Annotated in this window: 19 protein-coding genes; 16 read left to right on the top strand and 3 right to left on the bottom strand. The window is 39.6% G+C overall.

What is annotated here, in order from left to right; genetic code table 11:
• Positions 1-124 precede the first annotated feature (124 nt).
• Positions 125-1,573 (bottom strand): aminoacyl-histidine dipeptidase, encoded by a 1,449-nt coding sequence (locus QZ548_RS01375; RefSeq protein WP_119209400.1) that lies wholly within the window; start codon positions 1,571-1,573, stop codon positions 125-127.
• Between the two features lie 316 nt (positions 1,574-1,889).
• Here QZ548_RS01375 and QZ548_RS01370 point away from each other — a divergent pair, with 316 nt between their 5' ends.
• The 3 genes from QZ548_RS01370 to QZ548_RS01360 all read left to right on the top strand — a co-directional run bounded on the left by QZ548_RS01370 (position 1,890) and on the right by QZ548_RS01360 (position 5,184).
• Positions 1,890-3,341 (top strand): nicotinate phosphoribosyltransferase, encoded by a 1,452-nt coding sequence (locus QZ548_RS01370; RefSeq protein ID WP_295867545.1) that lies wholly within the window; start codon positions 1,890-1,892, stop codon positions 3,339-3,341.
• An 8-nt stretch (positions 3,342-3,349) separates the two neighbouring features.
• A complete protein-coding gene (gene nadE, locus QZ548_RS01365) occupies positions 3,350-4,117 on the top strand; it encodes an NAD(+) synthase (RefSeq protein WP_295867543.1) in 768 nt (255 codons plus the stop codon).
• Between the two features lie 89 nt (positions 4,118-4,206).
• Entirely contained in the window at positions 4,207-5,184 is a 978-nt protein-coding gene (locus QZ548_RS01360; protein ID WP_119209171.1) for an asparaginase, read from the top strand.
• A 157-nt stretch (positions 5,185-5,341) separates the two neighbouring features.
• Here the strand turns inward: QZ548_RS01360 and QZ548_RS01355 are convergent, their stop codons facing one another.
• Positions 5,342-6,118 (bottom strand): adenosylcobinamide amidohydrolase, encoded by a 777-nt coding sequence (locus QZ548_RS01355; RefSeq protein WP_119209172.1) that lies wholly within the window; start codon positions 6,116-6,118, stop codon positions 5,342-5,344.
• 164 nt (positions 6,119-6,282) lie between these two features.
• Between QZ548_RS01355 and QZ548_RS01350 the strand changes: the two genes are divergently transcribed.
• Genes QZ548_RS01350 through yfbR form a run of 3 tightly spaced genes read left to right on the top strand, consistent with a single transcriptional unit; the run spans position 6,283 to position 8,711 of the window.
• Complete coding sequence (locus QZ548_RS01350) at positions 6,283-7,212, top strand: mechanosensitive ion channel family protein (RefSeq protein ID WP_105094658.1); 930 nt, start codon at positions 6,283-6,285, stop codon at positions 7,210-7,212.
• 24 nt (positions 7,213-7,236) lie between these two features.
• Positions 7,237-8,094 (top strand): D-alanyl-D-alanine carboxypeptidase family protein, encoded by an 858-nt coding sequence (locus QZ548_RS01345; protein ID WP_119209173.1) that lies wholly within the window; start codon positions 7,237-7,239, stop codon positions 8,092-8,094.
• A 26-nt stretch (positions 8,095-8,120) separates the two neighbouring features.
• On the top strand, positions 8,121-8,711 hold the full coding sequence (gene yfbR / locus QZ548_RS01340) for a 5'-deoxynucleotidase (RefSeq protein ID WP_119209174.1): 591 nt from the start codon (positions 8,121-8,123) through the stop codon (positions 8,709-8,711).
• A 469-nt stretch (positions 8,712-9,180) separates the two neighbouring features.
• Here yfbR and QZ548_RS01335 read toward each other — a convergent pair whose 3' ends face one another.
• Entirely contained in the window at positions 9,181-10,056 is an 876-nt protein-coding gene (locus QZ548_RS01335) for an epoxyqueuosine reductase (protein ID WP_295867537.1), read from the bottom strand.
• Between the two features lie 154 nt (positions 10,057-10,210).
• On the opposite strand from QZ548_RS01335, the gene QZ548_RS01330 reads away from it, so the two are divergent.
• The 10 genes from QZ548_RS01330 (at position 10,211) to QZ548_RS01285 (ending at position 18,939) form a co-directional block, all read left to right on the top strand.
• Entirely contained in the window at positions 10,211-10,993 is a 783-nt protein-coding gene (locus tag QZ548_RS01330; protein WP_295867534.1) for a xanthine dehydrogenase family protein subunit M, read from the top strand.
• On the top strand, positions 10,993-11,448 hold the full coding sequence (locus QZ548_RS01325) for a (2Fe-2S)-binding protein (RefSeq protein ID WP_295867531.1): 456 nt from the start codon (positions 10,993-10,995) through the stop codon (positions 11,446-11,448). The genes QZ548_RS01330 and QZ548_RS01325 overlap by 1 nt, the downstream gene beginning before the upstream one ends.
• On the top strand, positions 11,448-13,742 hold the full coding sequence (locus QZ548_RS01320) for a xanthine dehydrogenase family protein molybdopterin-binding subunit (protein WP_295867528.1): 2,295 nt from the start codon (positions 11,448-11,450) through the stop codon (positions 13,740-13,742). Before QZ548_RS01325 ends, QZ548_RS01320 begins: the two co-directional genes overlap by 1 nt.
• Positions 13,743-13,783: 41 nt before the next feature.
• The gene (gene yqeC, locus QZ548_RS01315; RefSeq protein ID WP_295867525.1) at positions 13,784-14,542 is read left to right on the top strand and encodes a selenium cofactor biosynthesis protein YqeC; all 759 of its coding nucleotides are present in this window, start codon (positions 13,784-13,786) and stop codon (positions 14,540-14,542) included.
• A 6-nt stretch (positions 14,543-14,548) separates the two neighbouring features.
• A complete protein-coding gene (locus QZ548_RS01310) occupies positions 14,549-15,271 on the top strand; it encodes a nucleotidyltransferase family protein (protein WP_295867522.1) in 723 nt (240 codons plus the stop codon).
• On the top strand, positions 15,268-16,080 hold the full coding sequence (yqeB, locus tag QZ548_RS01305) for a selenium-dependent molybdenum cofactor biosynthesis protein YqeB (RefSeq protein WP_295867519.1): 813 nt from the start codon (positions 15,268-15,270) through the stop codon (positions 16,078-16,080). Before QZ548_RS01310 ends, yqeB begins: the two co-directional genes overlap by 4 nt.
• Positions 16,064-16,792 carry an XdhC family protein gene (locus QZ548_RS01300; protein ID WP_039969565.1) on the top strand — a complete coding sequence of 243 codons (729 nt, stop codon included), beginning with the start codon at positions 16,064-16,066 and terminating at the stop codon, positions 16,790-16,792. The genes yqeB and QZ548_RS01300 overlap by 17 nt, the downstream gene beginning before the upstream one ends.
• Positions 16,782-17,096: an XdhC family protein gene (locus QZ548_RS01295; protein ID WP_024066914.1), complete on the top strand. Its 315-nt coding sequence runs from the start codon at positions 16,782-16,784 to the stop codon at positions 17,094-17,096. The genes QZ548_RS01300 and QZ548_RS01295 overlap by 11 nt, the downstream gene beginning before the upstream one ends.
• 113 nt (positions 17,097-17,209) lie before the next feature.
• Complete coding sequence (gene cdaA / locus QZ548_RS01290; protein WP_105090135.1) at positions 17,210-18,022, top strand: diadenylate cyclase CdaA; 813 nt, start codon at positions 17,210-17,212, stop codon at positions 18,020-18,022.
• Entirely contained in the window at positions 18,019-18,939 is a 921-nt protein-coding gene (locus tag QZ548_RS01285) for a YbbR-like domain-containing protein (protein WP_295867516.1), read from the top strand. The genes cdaA and QZ548_RS01285 overlap by 4 nt, the downstream gene beginning before the upstream one ends.
• Positions 18,940-19,045: the final 106 nt, after the last annotated feature.

Genomic DNA, 19,045 nt, shown 5'->3' with positions numbered 1-19,045 from the left:
GAAGAGTTGACTGAAGCCCTCATAGGAGGGGGGGAGAGAATTCATTATATAAATCTCTAATTAGATTACTTTTAGTATACCAAATTACATATACAGTATATAGCCATTATTTAATATTGTATGTTTATTGTAACTTAGCTAACAATGCTTTCAGGTATACATACACGTTTTCAACAGATGGTAAATGAACGCGTTCCATTGGTGTATGTGGACTTACGATAGTAGGGCCAAAGCTGATCATTTGGGTGTTTGGTAATACGCCTTTCAATAAGCCGCATTCAAGACCTGCATGAATAGCGTTTACATTAGCTGGTGTATCAAACATTTCGTTATGTAAGGAAATAGCTTGTTCTTCAAGTTTGGAGCCTTTATCGTATTCCCATGCAGGATAACCACCAGTACGCTCTGCAGATACACCTAGTGTTTTCGCAAGTAACATCATTTTCTTAGCCAAGAATTCAAGACTGTTGCTATTGGAGCTACGGATGGAAATGAGTATTTCAATAGTATGTTCGTTTTCGCGTACGATAGCGATGTTGTTAGAAGTTTCTACAAGATTTGGGATAGATTTACTTACAGAATGAACACCATCTTGTGCAAGATAGATGTAAGTAATAAGAGCTTCTGTTGTGTCATCTGCATAGACTACATCAGGAGTAGCGACATCTTCTACAACAAATTTAAGACCTGGATCTTGGATACCATATTCATGGAGATATTGCTTTTCTTGGTACGCAATTAATGTTTTAATAGCCGCTACATCTTCTACGCGTACGGATAATACAGCAACTGCTTTAGAAGGAATGGCATTATGTTTCACGCCACCTTCAAAGGATGCTAAGCATACAGGATATTGTTGTTGAATATCATAGAGTACACGTGTTAATACTTGGTTAGCATTAGCACGTTGTTCGCAGATTTCAATACCGGAGTGACCACCTTTAAGGCCTGTTACGGTAAAAGATAAGCCTGCATTGTAACCAGGTTGGTTGTTTTCGCGCAATAATGGAATGTTTACGTGAACATGGCAACCGCCAGCACAGCTAACAGTGAAGTCGTGTTCTACCTCTGTATCGAGATTGAGTAGGTAATCGCCACTTACTTGGCCTTCTTTAATGGCGAAAGCACCATCCATGCCAGTTTCTTCATTTGTAGTGAACAATAATTGCATAGGTCCATGTTGTTGACTATCATCTTCGAGGATAGCAAGCATCATCGCACCACCCATACCGTTGTCCGCACCTAGTGTAGTGTGGTCTGCGTGCATCCATTCACCTTCGATGATGTTTGCAATAGGATCTTTGGAGAAGTCATGATTGGAGTCATGATCTCGTACGCAAACCATATCGATATGGCCTTGTAAGATGATAGAAGGTCGGTTTTCATAACCTGGAGACGCTGGCTTTTTGATGACTACATTAAATTGATCGTCTTGATGAACTTCAAGCCCCAAGTTTTTAGCGAAGTTTACGATATAATCGCTAATGCCTTTTTCGTTTCCTGATTCACGAGGAATTTGGCTCATTTCTTTAAATATTTCTAATACGCGTTTTGCTTGAACGATTGATTCCATAATGGTTCCTTTCATTCTCATGTAAATAATAGATATATATGTTGATTGATTATACGGAATACTTAGTGTTTTTATTAGTATCTGAATTTGTAATACTAATAAAAGAGTTTATTCCAGTGATAACTTTCACAGACATATATATGGAATATATAAATAGTTAGTATATATATAGTTATATCACAAGAATGATTATTAGGATAGTTAATGAAAAATGTAGTATATGTATGTACTAGCTATATAGGAATAATAATGTATAATGAGGATATACGATTAACGATTAATTAAATCCATTAGATTTTAGAAGGTTGGTGAACCGATGCAACACGACAGTCGCAATATTAGTATGCTTATGGATTTTTATGAGATGACCATGGCACACGGCTATTTTACACAACATGAAAATACGGATCGCGTCGCTTTTGATGTATTCTTTAGACGCAATCCAGATAAGGGTGGCTTTGCCATTTTTGGTGGTCTTGAACAAATCGTTGAGTACATTTTAAATCTACATTTTGATGAAAGTGATATCGATTTTTTACGGAATCAAGGGATCTTTAGTGAGGAATTTCTAAATTATCTTAAAGATTTCTCCTTTACTGGTGATGTATATGCATTCCCAGAAGGTTCTATTATTTATCCAAACGAACCAGTTATAACCATCGTAGCCCCTCTCATAGACGCACAAATCGTAGAAACTGCAGTGCTAACTATGATGAACCATCAGTCCCTTATCGCTACAAAGGCTAATCGCATCGTTCGTGCTGCGGATGGCCGTGTAGTAGCCGATTTTGGGGCTCGTCGAGCTCATAATGTGGATGCCGCTGTATATGGTGCGAGAGCAGCCTACATTGGTGGGGTACAGTCTACGGCAACTGTTTTAGCGGGCCAACAATTTGGTATTCCTGTGAGTGGAACCATGGCTCATAGTTGGGTTATGTATCATGATTCTGAATACGAAGCTTTCAAAGCTTACGCTGAAGTGTATCCGGATGGGGCTGTATTCCTTGTTGATACCTATGATGTATTAAACTCTGGGGTTCCTAATGCTATTAAAGTAGCTAAAGAGGTATTGGAACCTATGGGAAAACGCTTAAAAGGTATCCGCCTTGATTCTGGTGACCTTGCTTACTTAGCTAAAAAAGCGCGTCGTATGCTTGACAAGGCAGGCTTAGAAGATTGCAAAATTATGGCTTCCAATAGTCTTGATGAATATACAATAACCTCTTTATTGGGACAGGGTGGTCCCATTGATATCTTTGGTGTAGGTGAAAGACTGATTACCTCTAAGAGCGATCCTGTATTTGGCGCCGTATACAAGATTGCTGGTGTTGAAAAGAATGGTGTGTGGGAGCCTCGCATCAAGATTTCTGAATCTGTTGAAAAGATTACGAACCCAGGCTTTAAAAAGGTGTATCGCGTATACAATGATAAAGGGCGTGCCATTGCAGATTTATTAACATTGTTAGAAGAGGTGCCAGATACGACAGAACCATATCGTTATATCGATCCAGAACAACCATGGCGTGAATTGTACTTTGAAAATTGCACCTTTAAAGAGATGAAACAACTCATTATTAAAGATGGCAAGCTTATCGTAACATTACCGACACTAGAAGAGCTTCGTCAATACGTCAAAGACCAATTAGACCGCGAAATTTGGTTAGAAGAACAGCGCTTTGAAAATCCACATCGTCATTACCTTGATATGAGTCCAGGATACTATCAAATGAAAATGGATTTATTAAATCGTATTTTCCGGAAGAAATAGGAGGGCTTATGTTAGACCATCCAGAATCAACAAAAAAGGCTCTCGTTCAATGGATTCGAGATTATTTTAGTCAAAATGGGCCTAGTTGTAGCGCCGTAGTGGGCATTTCCGGTGGTAAGGATTCCACAATTGTAGCTGCTTTATGTAAAGAAGCCCTTGGGGCAGAACGCGTAGTAGGTGTTCTTATGCCGAATGGAATTCAGTCTGATATCGATGATGCCAAGGCTGTAGTGGCACATTTGGGGATTCCACATATCATAGTGAATATTGGAGCTGCCTATGAAGCTTTGACAAACGCTATCATTCAAGGTGAAGGTTATAAAACTGTTACTGGTAGAACTGATATATCCAAGGATGCAGGAATTAATACACCACCGCGTCTTCGTATGACAACGCTATATGCTATAGGTCAAAATTTGCCAAATGGGGCACGCGTAGCTAATACATGTAATGGATCTGAAGATTATGTAGGGTATTCTACAAAATATGGCGATAGTGCTGGGGATTTTAGTCCTCTTGCCAATCTTGTCGTAGAAGAGGTACGTCAAATAGGTCGATTACTTGATATTCCAAAATATCTTGTAGATAAGACGCCTAGTGATGGACTCAGCGGTCTATCTGATGAGGATAAATTAGGATTTACCTATGCTGTATTAGATCGATATATTAGAACTGGAGAGATAGAAAATCCTGAAACGAAAGAACGTATTGATTATTTAAATCGTATTAATAAGCATAAATTAGAATTGATGCCGTCCTTTCACCCACAATGTTGAGAGAGGACTTGTTTTAGCTAGTCTAATTCATGCTAATGGTGATTAACAAAAGATTTACTATTTCTTATATGTTTTATGATGGAGGTAATATGGAGACAAAAATTGCGTTGATTGGTACGGGTGGTACAATTGCTGGACAAGGCGCATCCGATACAGATTTGACGGGCTATACTGCAGGTGTACTAGGCCTCGATGAAATTTTAGATTCCGTACCAGGCACAGAACCATATGGTCCATATACATATACTCAGTTTAGTAATATTGAAAGTTCTGATATTACTGTCCGGCATTGGTTGGATTTATCTAAGTTAGTACAAGAATTAGTAAATCAAGAGGATATAGGCGGTGTTGTTATTACTCATGGAACAGATAGCATGGAGGAGACAGCTTATTTTCTTAATCTTACTGTTCATACAGATAAACCTATCGTTATTACTGGCTCGATGAGACCTGCTGGGGCAATTAGTGCTGATGGTCCTATTAATTTATTACAAGCGATTCAAGTGGCAAGAACTCCTGCATCTGTAGGTAAAGGTGTACTTGTTGTTCTAAATGGCTATGTTGATGGGGCGCGTGATGTATCTAAACGGAATACAACTAATGTGGCTACCTTTGACAGTCCATTAGTAGGTCATCTTGGTATCGTCCAGGATGGTGTAGCTCATTATTATAAAGCCTCTACTCGTCGTCATACGAAAGAATCCATCTTTGATGTACATGACTTAAAGGAATTGCCTCGTGTAGTCATTTTGACTTGCTATGGCGGTATGGATGACATGGTGCCAATGAGTGTAGTTGCCACTAATCCTGATGGGCTCATCTTGACTGGATTGGGTCATGGTACAATTCCTCAAAATGTACGTCAAATAACTCAAAATACAGCATTCCCAACTGTACGTGCCTCTCGTACAGGGTGTGGCATGGTATCTGCTGTACCACAAGATGCACTAGCAGGCTATCTCGTAAGTGATACATTGAGTCCACAAAAAGCTCGTATCTTATTGATGCTGGGGCTTACAAAAACTAAAAATCTTAAAAAGTTACAACAGTTTTTTTATGAATATTAATTAGAAAACAAAAAAGATTTGAGAAAAACTCTCAAATCTTAATTTGATATTCATTTTCAAGTATTATACTATGCGTAACAGTTTTATATGCAATGAACCGCACATCCCGATCGCCTAGGATGTGCGGTTTTTTATTTCGCCTAGGATGTGCGGTTTTTTATTCGGCGCCAATAGCATTTTCTAAGGCCCGTTGTATACCTACATAAACTGTTTTAGCCAATGTGTCTCCAAATAGGGAGAAGGAGCCAGCGTCCGTTAACACATCACCATTTGTATCTATGGTGAGAATGATACCGTCTGTGGAGGTTCCTGTAGCAGAAGTCTTGCGTTCTTTTGTAATTGCTTCAGGAATATCTTCGTTGATAAATGGATAGAGGCGTACACTTTCAACACCCCAATCTTGGAGGGCTGCGGTTTTAGCCTCCGTAATTGTCATGATAGCTTTCACCATGGCACTATCTGTTAATGCCTTGTTTGTAAAGACAAGAATATTAATGGTACCAGGTACTATGAAACTACCATCTCGCTCCTCGTAGCAATAGCCTGTGCCTGCACGATGAGCTGTTTTTTCATAGCCTGCAGTAACGATGGTCTCCACAATCGTATCGTGCTCTTCGACCTTGGCGTATGCGTGAAGGTTCATTGTAGCAGATGTAAGAAGTGCTGTACTAAAATGGACTGGCGTATCGATATGCTCGAATTCTTGGGCTAAATAATTTGCTACAGACCCACCAGGTAAATCTTTTTCTGTTTCAATTTGATAAGTTAATTGTTGATTTCGTACAGCTAAGGTATGGTGATACCCACCATTGAGTTGACCACTAGATAAGGAATAATGGATGTCGTCAAAGTGTACTGTAACGGAATTTAATTCTTTCGTTACATGACCTCCTGTTGCAAGCTCTTGTGGTGCTTCATATGGATTGTTGAACATGTAAGTCTCCCTAGATTTAGATTGTTATATATGTAATATAACGATATAATAACTTTACTATATCGTGTAAAATATATTTATTAAATTATAGCATATATGTTTATGATGACCATATTAATAGATGTGCTCAATTATTTATAAAGTTATATTATTGGAGGTTTAATATGGGCAATATTCTTTATTCTGCATCAGAAATATTGTTTAAAGATGCTAATGTATTGATTCAATTTCGAGATTGGTTCTTTTCTCAAGCGGGCAATATATTATTAGCTCTTATTATATTTTGGGTAGGTCGTTATGCTATTAAATGGGTGAAAACCTTTGCTGTCCGTATTATGACTAAGGCCTCTTATGACTCTGCTGCGATGAGCTTTATTACGCAGATCATCAATTATGCATTGCTAGTAGGTCTAATATTGATTTGCTTAAATCAAATTGGTGTTCCTACTACATCCTTTGTAGCTGCCTTTGGTGCCTTTGGCTTAGGTATTGGTTTGGCCTTACAAAACAACTTATCTAACTTGGCATCAGGCTTATTAATTCTTATATTTAAGCCTTTTAGAGCAGGTCATGTTATTCAAGTTGGAGATACTGTAGGTAGTGTTAAGTCTATTCAATTTATGTATACTATTATCACTACTAAAGATCAAAAAAATGTGTATATACCAAACTCTATCCTTACCTCCCAAGCCATAACTAATATTGCTTATACCCATGAAAGGGTTATCCCGTTCGTCTTTGATATTGGTTATAACAATAATCATCATGAAGCAATTAAAATCTTAAAAAATATTTTTGCTGCTGATAAACGTGTACTCAATCCTAAAAATATGGAAATTGGTATTTCTGAATTTGGCGATAACTCTGTACGCATTGCTGCCTATGCACGCGTTAAGTCGAAAGACTTCTTAGATGTGCAATATGGAATTATGTCTGATGTAAAAGATGCGTTCGATAAATATGGTATCGACATTCCATATCCTCAACGTGTTGTATATCTTCAAAATGTAGATAACTCTACTGGTGAAATTAAGGGAACTAAGAAAAAAGCAAGCGGAACGGATGTTGCCATTGATGATAACCCTGAAAGTTAATATGTGATACAGAAAGTGAGATATATGATATCTTTAACAACTAATGCTTGTATAGTTTGGAAACGACTTATTTTGATGATAGCCTGTATAGGCGCTATTATTTTCGGTACTAGTGTTTCTCATGCGGCGTATATTGCGCCGCCATCTACGATAGGTGAGGCTGTTGTTCTCATTGATGCGGATACAAAAGAAATCCTATTTGCAAAGAATCCTGATAAGTGGATGCATCCTGCGAGCACTACGAAAATGGTTACATTGTTAACAGCTCTAGAACTCAAAGGTACACAACTTGATGAACTGGCGACTATTAGTAGTTATGCCACTAGTATGGAGGAATCCAATCTGGGGGTTCGCGTCGGAGATCAAATTACCTTGGAAGGCGTTCTTGAAGGCATGATGGTTGCCAGCGGTAATGATGCGGCCGTTGTAGTAGCAGAAAATGTAAGTGGCTCTGTAGAGAATTTTGCAAAGGACATGAATCGCGTTGCTGCAAAAGCAGGGGCAAAAAATAGTGTGTTTTTAAATCCTCATGGTTTGACACAAATGGGCCATCACTCTACGGCCCGTGACTTGGCGATGATTGCAGCGTATGGTATGAAATACCAAATGTTCCGCGATAAAGTAGCCAATGATTATTATAAGGTACCTTATCAAAACCGTACGCCAGAAACAATTCGCACTACAAACCATTTCATTCGCAATAAATATCCTGGTGCTAATGGTTTAAAAACTGGATTTACGAATGCTGCAGGGGAATGCTTGATTGCATCGGCTACCCGTAATGGTCATACTATGATTGTAGTTATGCTTAACGATGATAACCGTTGGGAAGAAGCTGTACAATTCCTTGATTACGGCTTTAAACTTCGTGGAGTTATTTAGGGGAACTATTGTGTAATGGGGGATATATGAGTTCATTCTTTGCATTTTTAAAACGCATGCGCTTTATTAATCGATGGAGCCTCATGCGTAATACAGAAACAGAAAATATTCAAGAACATAGCCTCGAAGTAGCGATGGTAGCTCACAATTTAGCAGCTCTCAAAAATGAATACTTTGATGGTAATGTGGACATTAATAAGGTGGCTGTTATTGCCATGTATCATGAGGTGAGTGAAATCTTCACAGGTGACATGCCAACACCGATTAAATATTTTGATCCAAAACTTCGTGAACTGTACGGTGAAGTTGAAACATTAGCACAAGAGAAAATGTTATCTACCTTGCCAGAACGATTACAAGCTGTTTATAAGCCTTTCATAGTCGATGCAGAGGATAATCCTGAGTGGCCTATCGTTAAGGCGGCAGATACTATTTCAGCGTATATGAAATGTGTAAACGAACTCAAGGCAGGGAACGATGAATTTAAAGAAGCACATGACTCCATTTTGGCTAAACTGAAAGCACTCAACATGCCAGAGGTAGATATGTTCCTTGAGACTTATATGCCTGCTCTTGGTAAAAGCTTAGATGAGCTAAATTACTACGAAATCAAATAATGATTAAAAAAGAGACGACGGATGGTCGTCTCTTTTTATTCTGCAAAAATACCAAATCTCCTACGTATGTGACTATTAGTGGCATATCAATTAGTCATTATACTTCGTAATTTCTTGTATTTATACTTTAGTGTAGGAGGTAGTTAGATGTTGTTCTGCTCATCTCTCTCTCGTTCGAGGAGGTGAGACTATGAGTGATTTTGAAATATTGTCCCTAGTGGTAAGCATCATCAGCTTATTATTCACTTGTGGCGCATTCGTAGTGCTTATTTGCCGTAAAAACGAAAAATAGCCATAACATCTTAATAGACGTCACAGCCATTTTACATCTCAAATAAAGTTTTAGAGATGAGCTGGACGTTCCTAGGCATCTAGCTATCTCTGTTATATTATTATAAGTTTTTGCTAAACAGATGTCAAAGCCTGTAAAGCTTACAAAGATATTATAAAGCATAACAAATTATAATATCTATTTACCTTCTATAATTTCTTGATTTCTCATTAATATTTTTTTCCCCCGCCACGAGAATGCCCGATTGCCATACTTAGCTTTGAATTCTTTGTTTGTTAGGGTCTCTAGTTCGTTAATATCTATGTACGGTTCTACGTGTTGAAATTCAGGTATGGGCGTTGTTGGGATATTTTGATTATGGGGACAGACCTCTTGGCATACATCGCAGCCAAATACGAGTGGCGTTTTTCCTATGATGATTTCCTCCTCGTTTGTAAGATCTCCTTTTTTCTGTGTTAAGTAGCTTTTACAGGTATCATATTTAAATTCGTCATGACCTAAACATTGCCCTAAGCAAGCCGTAATACACCGATTGCATCCTATACAGGACTGAGCGAGCGGTGTATTTGGCTCTAATTCTAAGGTAGTTAAAATTGTTCCAATGACTACATAGGAACCCCACTTAGGACTGATGAAACAATTGTTTTTGCCGTAGAAACCAAGGCCTGCTAAGTAGGCCATGTAACGATCCGCGAGGGGAGAGGTGTCACAATGTATAGAAAACTGGGCTGAAGTATTCATTTTTTGTAATTTTTCAGTAAGTTTTTCTAAATATTCATTAATGACCAGGTGATAATCTGTAGCCCATGTATAGCGGGAAAGATTAGATGGACCACTACGTTCTACGTAGTATGGGAAGAGGCATACTATAGCGCTTTTGGGCGTAAACTCTGTTGTTCCTAGCAATCGCTCTTCTACGTCGGCTGCTGTAAATGGACAGGGGTTGCTTTCATACAAAATAGTTTTTGCATTTTCAGGTAGGGGCCAAGGGGCAATACCAAATTCATAAATATGTAATTCTTTGCAAAATTCTTGTAAATTTATATCTTTCATCGTAGATTTAGTAGCGAATAATTGGTAAAATAAAAGTATAAGAAACGTGAGGAATTCTATAGATTCCTGCTAGGTTTGTAGTTCGGTGATATCTGTATTTTTATGGTTATCATCCAGTACTGTTAGTATTAGTATACCATTGAGAGGACAGATTATGTTAGCATTTATGAAAGTATTACAACCGAAGACGGTGGAAGAGGCTTATGAATTAGCCACAAAAAACAAAACTGCCCCAATGCTAGCTGGCGGCTGTTGGTTGCGTTTAGGTCGACGCACATGGCCATCAGTGATCGATATGGGAAGTCTTGATTTGCGTTATGTTCGTGAAGAGGAGAACGAATTTGTAATTGGTGCTATGGCGACACAAGGAGATGTGGAACGCTTTGAGCCATTACAACAATTCTGCGGTGGTGCCGTAGTTAAAGGCATTAAGGAAATCCTTGGCGTTCAATTCCGTAATACAGCTACTATGGGCGGCTCTGTAGCTAGTAGATTCGGCTTCTCTGATATCATTCCTGCATTGTTAGCAGTGCATGCGGACATCGTTACCTTTAAAGGTGGTCGCATGTCCATGCAAGACTATATGACATATAGAGAACGTGATATCCTCATGGAAATTCGCATCCCTAAAGTAGATGTGCCTGTAGCTGTGGAAGCACTTCGCATCTCTCGTGGGGACTTCCCATTGTTGACAGGTGCTCTTCGCCGCGATGAAAAAGGCGTTGAATTGTACATTGGTACAAGACCTGGCGTACCTCAATTAGCAGCTAAAGCAAGTGCGTTACTTTCAGAAAAAGGATTGTCTGCAGCAAAAGAAGCAGGTCAATTAGCATCTGAAGAATTAGTTTACCAATCTAACTCTCATGCGTCCAAAGAATACCGCATGGAAATGGTAAAAGCAATGGTTCAACGCTTAGCTAAGGAGGTGGCACAATAATGGAACTCGTATTAAATATTAATAATAAAAATGTAACAGTTAATGTGCCAACTGACGAAATGTTGTTGGATACATTGCGTAATCTTGGTTATTACAGCGTACGTTGTGGCTGTGATACAACAAACTGCGGTCTTTGTACTGTATGGGTAGACGACGAAATTATTTTATCTTGTGCATATCCTACGTTCCGTGCACCAGGTCACAAAATCACTACATTAGAAGGCTTACAAGAAGAGGCTGAATTATTAGCGGCTTGTATTGCTAGTGAAGGTGCTGACCAATGCGGCTTCTGTACAACTGGCATGATGATGAGTGCTATCAACTTGAAACGTAAAAATCCAAAGGCTAGTGATGATGAGATTCGCGAGTATCTCATTGGTAATTTGTGCCGTTGTACTGGCTATGAATCACAACTTCGAGGAGTCCGTAAATTCTTAGAAGGAGGCCTAGAATAATGAATAAGCACATTGGTAAATCTTATGACAAAGTTGATGCAAAAGGTATTTTGTCGGGGAAACCATCCTATACTGCTGACTTTGTTCCTAAAGATGCACTTGTTATTAAGGTACTTCGTAGCCCTCATGCACAGGCGCGCATTAAATCTATTGATACATCTAAAGCTAAATTGATTCCAGGTGTTGAAGCAATTTTTACGCATGAAGATGTGCCTAATACTCGATTTACATTGGCTGGTCAAACATATCCTGAACCATCTGCTTATGACGCTCTTATTTTAGATCCTGTAGTTCGCTATGTAGGAGATGAAGTAGCACTTATTGTAGCAAAAGATGAGGCTACAGCGCTTAAAGCCATGCCTTTAATTAAGGTAGATTACGAAGTACAAAAACCAGTTCTTGATATGCACACTGCTATTGATCATGAAACAGTAGTTCATCCTGAAGATGATATTCATAATAATATTCCTGTAGGTCAAGACTACAAACGCAATATTTGCGTTTCTTATCATAAGCGAGTAGGCGATATTGAAGCGGAACTAGCTAAATGTGATTATGTAGTAGACGGTACATACTTTGACCAAGCTACACGCCAAACAGCAATGGAACCATTCCAAAGTTATGGTTATATTGATGCATTGGGCCGTGTAGTTATCGTATCTTCCACGCAAATCGTATTCCATGTACGCCGTCATATTGCGCGTGCACTTGGTATTCCTGCGACAAAGGTTCGCGTAATCAAACCTCGTATCGGCGGTGGCTTCGGTTCTAAACAAACGGCTTGTACAGAAATTATGACAGCGTTTGTAGCATGGACATTGAAGAGACCTTGCTATCTCTTATACGATCGTACAGAAGCGCAAACGTGCTCTACTACACGTCATGCTCGTGAATGGAAAATCCGCGTAGGTGCTACAAAAGACGGTATTATCAAAGTAATTGATATGGACTCCATTACTGATGCAGGTGCTCATGCAACTCACTGCTTCACTACTACTACAGCTGGTGAGCATAAGTCCATTCCTTTATACAATAAAGCGACAGCAATTCACTATGGTACAGAAGGCGTATACATGAACCATACACCAGGCGGTGCATTCCGTGGTTATGGTGCTACTGAAGCGTTGTGGCCTTTAGAGTGTGCAGTTAATAACTTGGCAGACAAAATGGGTGTAGACCCTGCTGAATTGCGTCAAAAGAACTTGATAGCTCAAGGTGAACAAAGCTTGGTATACGCTCCAGATGAATATCTTGATTCTGGTTTGTTCCAAGACACTGTAAATCGTGTAAAAGAAATGGCTCGTTGGGATGAACGTCCTCATTCTTGGGAAATTGATGAACGCTATCGTGGTGGCCTCGGTATGGCGTTGGCATTGCAAGGGTCTGGCGTTGCTAATATTGACGTCGCATCTGTAGAAATTCGCCTTGGTGATGATGGTAACTATACATTGTACACTGGCTCTTCCGATATGGGCATGGGCTCTAATACAGTGTTGACTCAAATGGCTTGTGAAGTAATTGGTTGTCCAATGGAATACATGACTGTTGTCGAATCTGATACAGACATCGTTCCATTTGATCCAGGTTCTTATGCATCTAGTACAACATATGTAACTGGTACGGCTGCTAAGATGGCTGCTGAAGAATTGCGTACTAAGATTATTGCTAAGTTTGCTCAATTCTTTAATACAGATGTAGAGAACATCGACTTTGATGGCGTTGTAGCTACTACAAAAGATGGTTCTCAAACAATGGATATCCATCAATTGGCTCCAAAATTATTGGTAGGCGTTAACGCTGAACAATTGTCTGGTTTTGCTACATGGGGCAGTCATACATCTCCACCTCCATTCATGGCAACTATTGCAGAGGTGAAAGTAGACAAACAAACTGGTAAGGTTATTCCTCTTCATACATACTCCTGTATCGATTGCGGTACTGTTATTAACCCTAAATTGGCTCGCGTTCAAGTTGAAGGTGGCGTGGTGCAAGCTATCGGTATGGCCCTATATGAAGATGTGCGTTATTCCAATAATGGTCGTTTAGAGACTAATAACCTTATGACTTATAAAATTCCAACCCGTCAAGATATCGGTGAGTTACATGTAGACTTTGTAGAATCTTACGAACCGACAGGCGGATTTGGTGCTAAATCTATTGGTGAAGTTGTTATTAATACGGCTAGTCCAGCTATTCAACATGCTATTAAAAATGCAGTTGGTGCGGATGTTCGTACATTACCTATGACACCTGAGAAGGTATTTATGGCTATGGACGAGAAATATAAAGTATAGAGGTTTCTATTTACTTTTCCTTTCTAAGGAGGCCTGGTTTTATGACATCACAAACATCCTATTGGAATCGATTGATTCAGCCGGGAATCGTGGCCCTCGTTGGGGCTGGCGGTAAAACGACTGTGCTTTCAAAATTAGTAGAATATGGAAGGCTGAAAGGTCAGCCCATCGTAGTTACGACTACGACTCGACTCTATGAATCGCAAGTGGCTCATTATGAACCGATTTATACTCGAAATATTAATGAAGCCGATGAATATTGTACTGATCGTGTGTTACATGGATATTGTGGTGCGTGGTTCTCTGGAATTACGGGAACAAAAGTAGACTCCTTAGATTGTGATCTTATCGATGGTTTAGCAAAGTTACATCCAAATTGGCAAATTGTGGTAGAAGCTGATGGGGCAAAGGAAAAATGGCTTAAGGCGCCTAAGACGACAGAGCCAGTTATCCCATCTCTTACAAAGACCACCATTGGTCTAGTAAATTTGCAAATGTTAGGGGCCCCACTAGATGATGAACATGTGCATAATATCGAGCTCGTTCAAGATATCGTGAAACGCGATATGGGTGCCATTGTAACACCGCGCATGTTGGCCGACCTTGTGCTCCATAAACAAGGCTTATTCCAATACAGTAAAGGTAAAAAAATACTGTTCTGTACTGGATATGAAACGGTACAACATCGCATTATCGATGATTTTATTGATCATATTGTAGATAGCGATATTTCCGCTATCATCTTAGCTGATGGATATAAAGCAAGTTGTGAAATCCGTCGCATTATTCAATGTCGGTAGGTACTCATGACTTATGTGAAAGCAAAATCTAATAGCGCTTTCAGTCCTATGAGAGACCCCATAGACCGTCGCCCTTTGCATATTGGTATCGTCCTCCTCGTAGGGGGACAATCCAAACGTATGGGGTGTAATAAGCAGCTTTTACCATGGCGTGGTAAAACTGTTTTAGATGTGGTCTGTGGGGCTCTTCATTGTGGATGGGAAGATTATGTAAAATCTACTGAATTCTGTAAACTACCTTTTGTAGCGGTTACTGGTGATGATCATGAAAAATTGGAACCTATTGTTACAAGCTATGGGTTCGAAGTAGTTCGGAATGAACATCCTGAGCGTGGACAGGGTTTGTCCATAGCGATAGGAGTACGTCATTTGGTAGAAAAATCACCGATACCGCTAGATGGCATTCTTTGTTCTGTAGGGGATCAACCACTACTGACTGGGAATGTTGTACATCAGGTCATTAGTGCATTTAGTGATAACTTTCATTCGAAAACTATCGTCGTCCCACATTATGGGGCGAATTATCAGTCGGGAAATCCTGTTCTCTTTGGTTCACATTGGTTTGAACCTTTACAACATATCCAAGGGGATCAAGGTGGCAAGACCATCATTCGTGGTGATGGTAAAGATCATGTTATCAAACTATGGATTCGTGACGATATTGGATATGATATCGATACACCCGATGATTTTGAGCGTTTAAAAGAACGTGAAAGTGAGGCATTATGAAACCATTAGTGCTTATGCGTGGAGGCGGAGATATCGCTTCTGGCGCTGTATATAGATTGAAACGTGCAGGCTATCCGGTAGTGATTAACGAAATCGCTATTCCTACCATGATTCGCCGTGAAGTTTGTTACGGCAATGCTGTGCATCGTGGGGAAATGATTTTGGAACGCTTTGTAGCTCGTCATGTAGCCCTTAGCGAAGTAAAGGATACATTGGCACAAGGTGTTATTCCTGTAGTAACTAGCTCCTATGAAGGGTTATTAGATACATTGAAGCCAGCCATTGTGGTGGATGCTATCTTAAGCAAAAAAAATCTTGGTACCAAACGTGATGATGCAGATCTCGTCATTGGTGTAGGGCCAGGCTTTACTGCTGGGGACGATGTAGATGTGGTTATTGAAACTATGCGTGGTCATTATTTAGGTCGTTGTATCTACGATGGCCCGGCGCAACCTAATACGGGTATTCCTGGTAATGTAGGTGGTTATACTCATGAGCGTGTTATTCACTCTCCAAAGGCTGGTCTATTTACAGCTAAGCGTCATATTGGAGATTCTGTACAAGCCAATGAAGTTATTGGTTATGTAGATGAAGAGCCCGTACGGGCAAAAATTACAGGTATTCTTAGAGGTATTCTTAAGAGCGGGCTTATCGTATCCGACCATTTTAAATTGGCCGATGTAGATGCTCGTTGTGAAGAATCTCATTGTTATAGTATTTCAGATAAATCTCTCGCTGTTGGTGGCGGCGTTTTAGAAGCTGTTACTGCATGGGATTATGAAAGGAATCAAGATGGAAACGATCTATGATGTGATGAAAGACCGTCTTCAACTTACAGAAACTACATTGATGGTTACTGTATTATCTGGTCCTCGTCAAGGGGATAAAGCAATTTATGCTGAAGATGGTAGTGTTTTGTATGGCACACCAATCGAAGGCTTTATGGTAGATAAAGCAAAGCTCAATTCTTTGTGCATGGTAGGCGAAGTAGAATGTTTCGTACAACCTGTAGAAAATGATCCGTCTGTTCTCGTATTAGGCGCTGGTCATGTGAGCCGTGCTATTACAGATTTATTACTATTCATTGGGTGTCGTGTTACTGTTGTAGATGACCGCCCAGAATATGTAGTTCCTGAATTCTTTGACGAGCGCGTAACTCGTAAATGCTTGCCCTTAGAAAACTTTAAAAATGATTTACCTCTTGATGAATATAATGGTTTTATCATTGTTACTCGTGCTCATGAGTATGATAATGTATGCTTAGAACAATTGCGCGACTACTTGCCAACCTATATGGGTGTTATGGGCAGTCAAAAGCGCATTCATTATGCATTTGAAGTGTTGCGTGAACAAGGTTGGACACAAGAAGAATTAGATATGGTATATGCACCAATTGGTCTAGACTTAGGTGCACAAACTCCTGAGGAGATTGCATTATCTATCGTTAGCGAATATTTGGCAGTGGTGCGTGGTAAAAAAGGCGGCTCATTGCGGAAAGGTAGAGTGAGCCATGAATCGTGAGTTTATTGAATATTTAAGTGCTCGTAAAAATGAAACATTAGCTGTTGCCACAATTTTATTTACCCGTGGTTCTACACCGCGTAAAGCTGGTACTTCTATGGTTGTATTCCCAGATGGATCTATCTTTGGTACCATCGGTGGGGGTCGTGCTGAAAATGAAATTCGCCTAAGTGCTGTTGATTCTTTGAATAAAAAAGAAGCACATCGTCGTATCGAAGTTCTTTTAGATGATGATGTAGCTGTAAAAGAAGGTATGGTGTGCGGTGGACAGATGGATGTGTGGATTGAAACACAAAACATCTAATATCATATCTTATATTCGTTTATAAATTTACAGTGATTGTAAAATGAGTTAAAATATAAGGTACAGCCAAGTAGTTGGTTGTACCTTATTTTTTTGTATAAGGAGCTATTTTTATGCATATTGACGCACTTATACATACCTTTAGGCTTCTTGATATCGCTGATATCTTAATCGTTGCTGTAGGTATTTATTACTTATATAAATTGCTTAAAGATACACGGGCCGTTTCTCTTTTGAAAGGTCTCGTTATGTTAGCAATTCTAAATTTATTGAGTCATTTGCTAAATCTATATGTTATCAATTGGATTTTGCAACAAAGTATGACTGTTCTTCTCTTCGCATTACCTGTAGTATTCCAACCGGAATTGCGCCGTGCTTTAGAACAATTGGGCCGTGGCCGAATTTTTAGCAAGGCACAGAATGTTAATGAAGAGGAAATGGACATGGCCATCAATGAAGTGATGGCGGCAGCTCGCGTTATGTCTCGTGAGCATACAGGGGCTCTTATTGTTTTTGAACGTGAAGTGGGCCTTAATGACTTTGTGGACACAGGCATTTTGATTGATGCTGTGTTAAGCCGTGAATTAATTAAAAATATTTTTGTTCCTAGTACGCCACTTCATGATGGGGCGCTAATCATCCGCGATGGCCGTATTCGTGCAGCTGGTTGTTTGTTGCCACTAACTGAAGACCGTACATTGAGTACTGAACTTGGTACGCGTCACCGTGCAGCCATCGGTTTGTCTGAACAAACTGATGCTGTCGTTGTTGTGGTCAGTGAGGAAACGGGGACAATTTCCTACACCTATGGCGGTCATATTTATCGCCATTTACCGGAAGATCAAATTAAAGAAGCGTTGCGTACATTTATGGAACGCCCTCGTCAAACCATTACTGGTATGTGGAAATGGGGGGCAAAAAAATGATGATACATTTGAAACGCAATTGGCCAGCTAAGTTGTTATCATTGCTAGCGGCTATCGTCATGTGGTTCTTTATCATGCGAGATCAGAACCCTGTGATGGAGGTAACCTATACAGTACCTGTTCAAGTCCAAAATCTTGATTCCCATTATATTATAGAAGATGTACCTGATGTAGCACGCATTGTCCTTTCGGGCCCTCGCGATACGATTATGTCTATAAAGGCAGATAATCTTCGTGCATATATTGATGCATCTGGTGTAAAACCAGGTCAAAATAATGTAACCATTGGATTTACCCCTCCAGCGGGGATGAGCCTTGTTGAGGTTAAGCCTGATACTATAACAATTAATGTTGACGAATATGCAGAACGAAAGATACCGGTTGAAATTATTCCAATTGGTAAGTTCTCCGACGATGTTGCTCTTAAATCGGTAACTATTGTACCGAAAGAGGTAACTGTATCTGGTCGTAAACAGCTTGTTAACGCTGTAAATAAGGTTGTTATGAAGGTTAATATCGCTGGTCAAACCAAGAACTTTAGTGCTGTTAGTACCTTAGAAGCTTGGGATGTATCTGGTAATGTATTAGATGTACATATCAATCCAAACCAAGGTCAGGCGCAATATGAACTTAACTTATTGCGTAAAGATAAAGCGGTTCCTATTACGGTACCAACTGCGGGAGCTGTAGCTGATGGTTATGAGGTTAAGTCCATATCCGTTACACCAACACAATTAACCGTGACTGGCCGAGAAGAAATGATTGATTCTGTTACAGAAATTCAAACAGAACCAATTGATCTTAGTGGTGCAACTAAGGGAATTCAAGGTAATTACAACTTAGTATTGCCAAGCGGTGTTAATAGTAATGTTACAACAGTACATGTTAAGGTAGATATACAAAAGAAAACTACGTAGCTATAAAAAGACCCTAATAGAGTAGATTACATAACTCTATTAGGGTTTGTTTTGTACGCCGAATAGGCATGACTAAACCCCCAGTTAAACTGGGGGTCGGTAAAAA

The sequence above is a fragment of the uncultured Veillonella sp. genome, from assembly GCF_915069625.1.
GTDB lineage: Bacteria > Bacillota > Negativicutes > Veillonellales > Veillonellaceae > Veillonella.
Note: the sequence above shows the minus strand (reverse complement) of the source record. Positions and strands in the feature narration are given on the sequence as shown.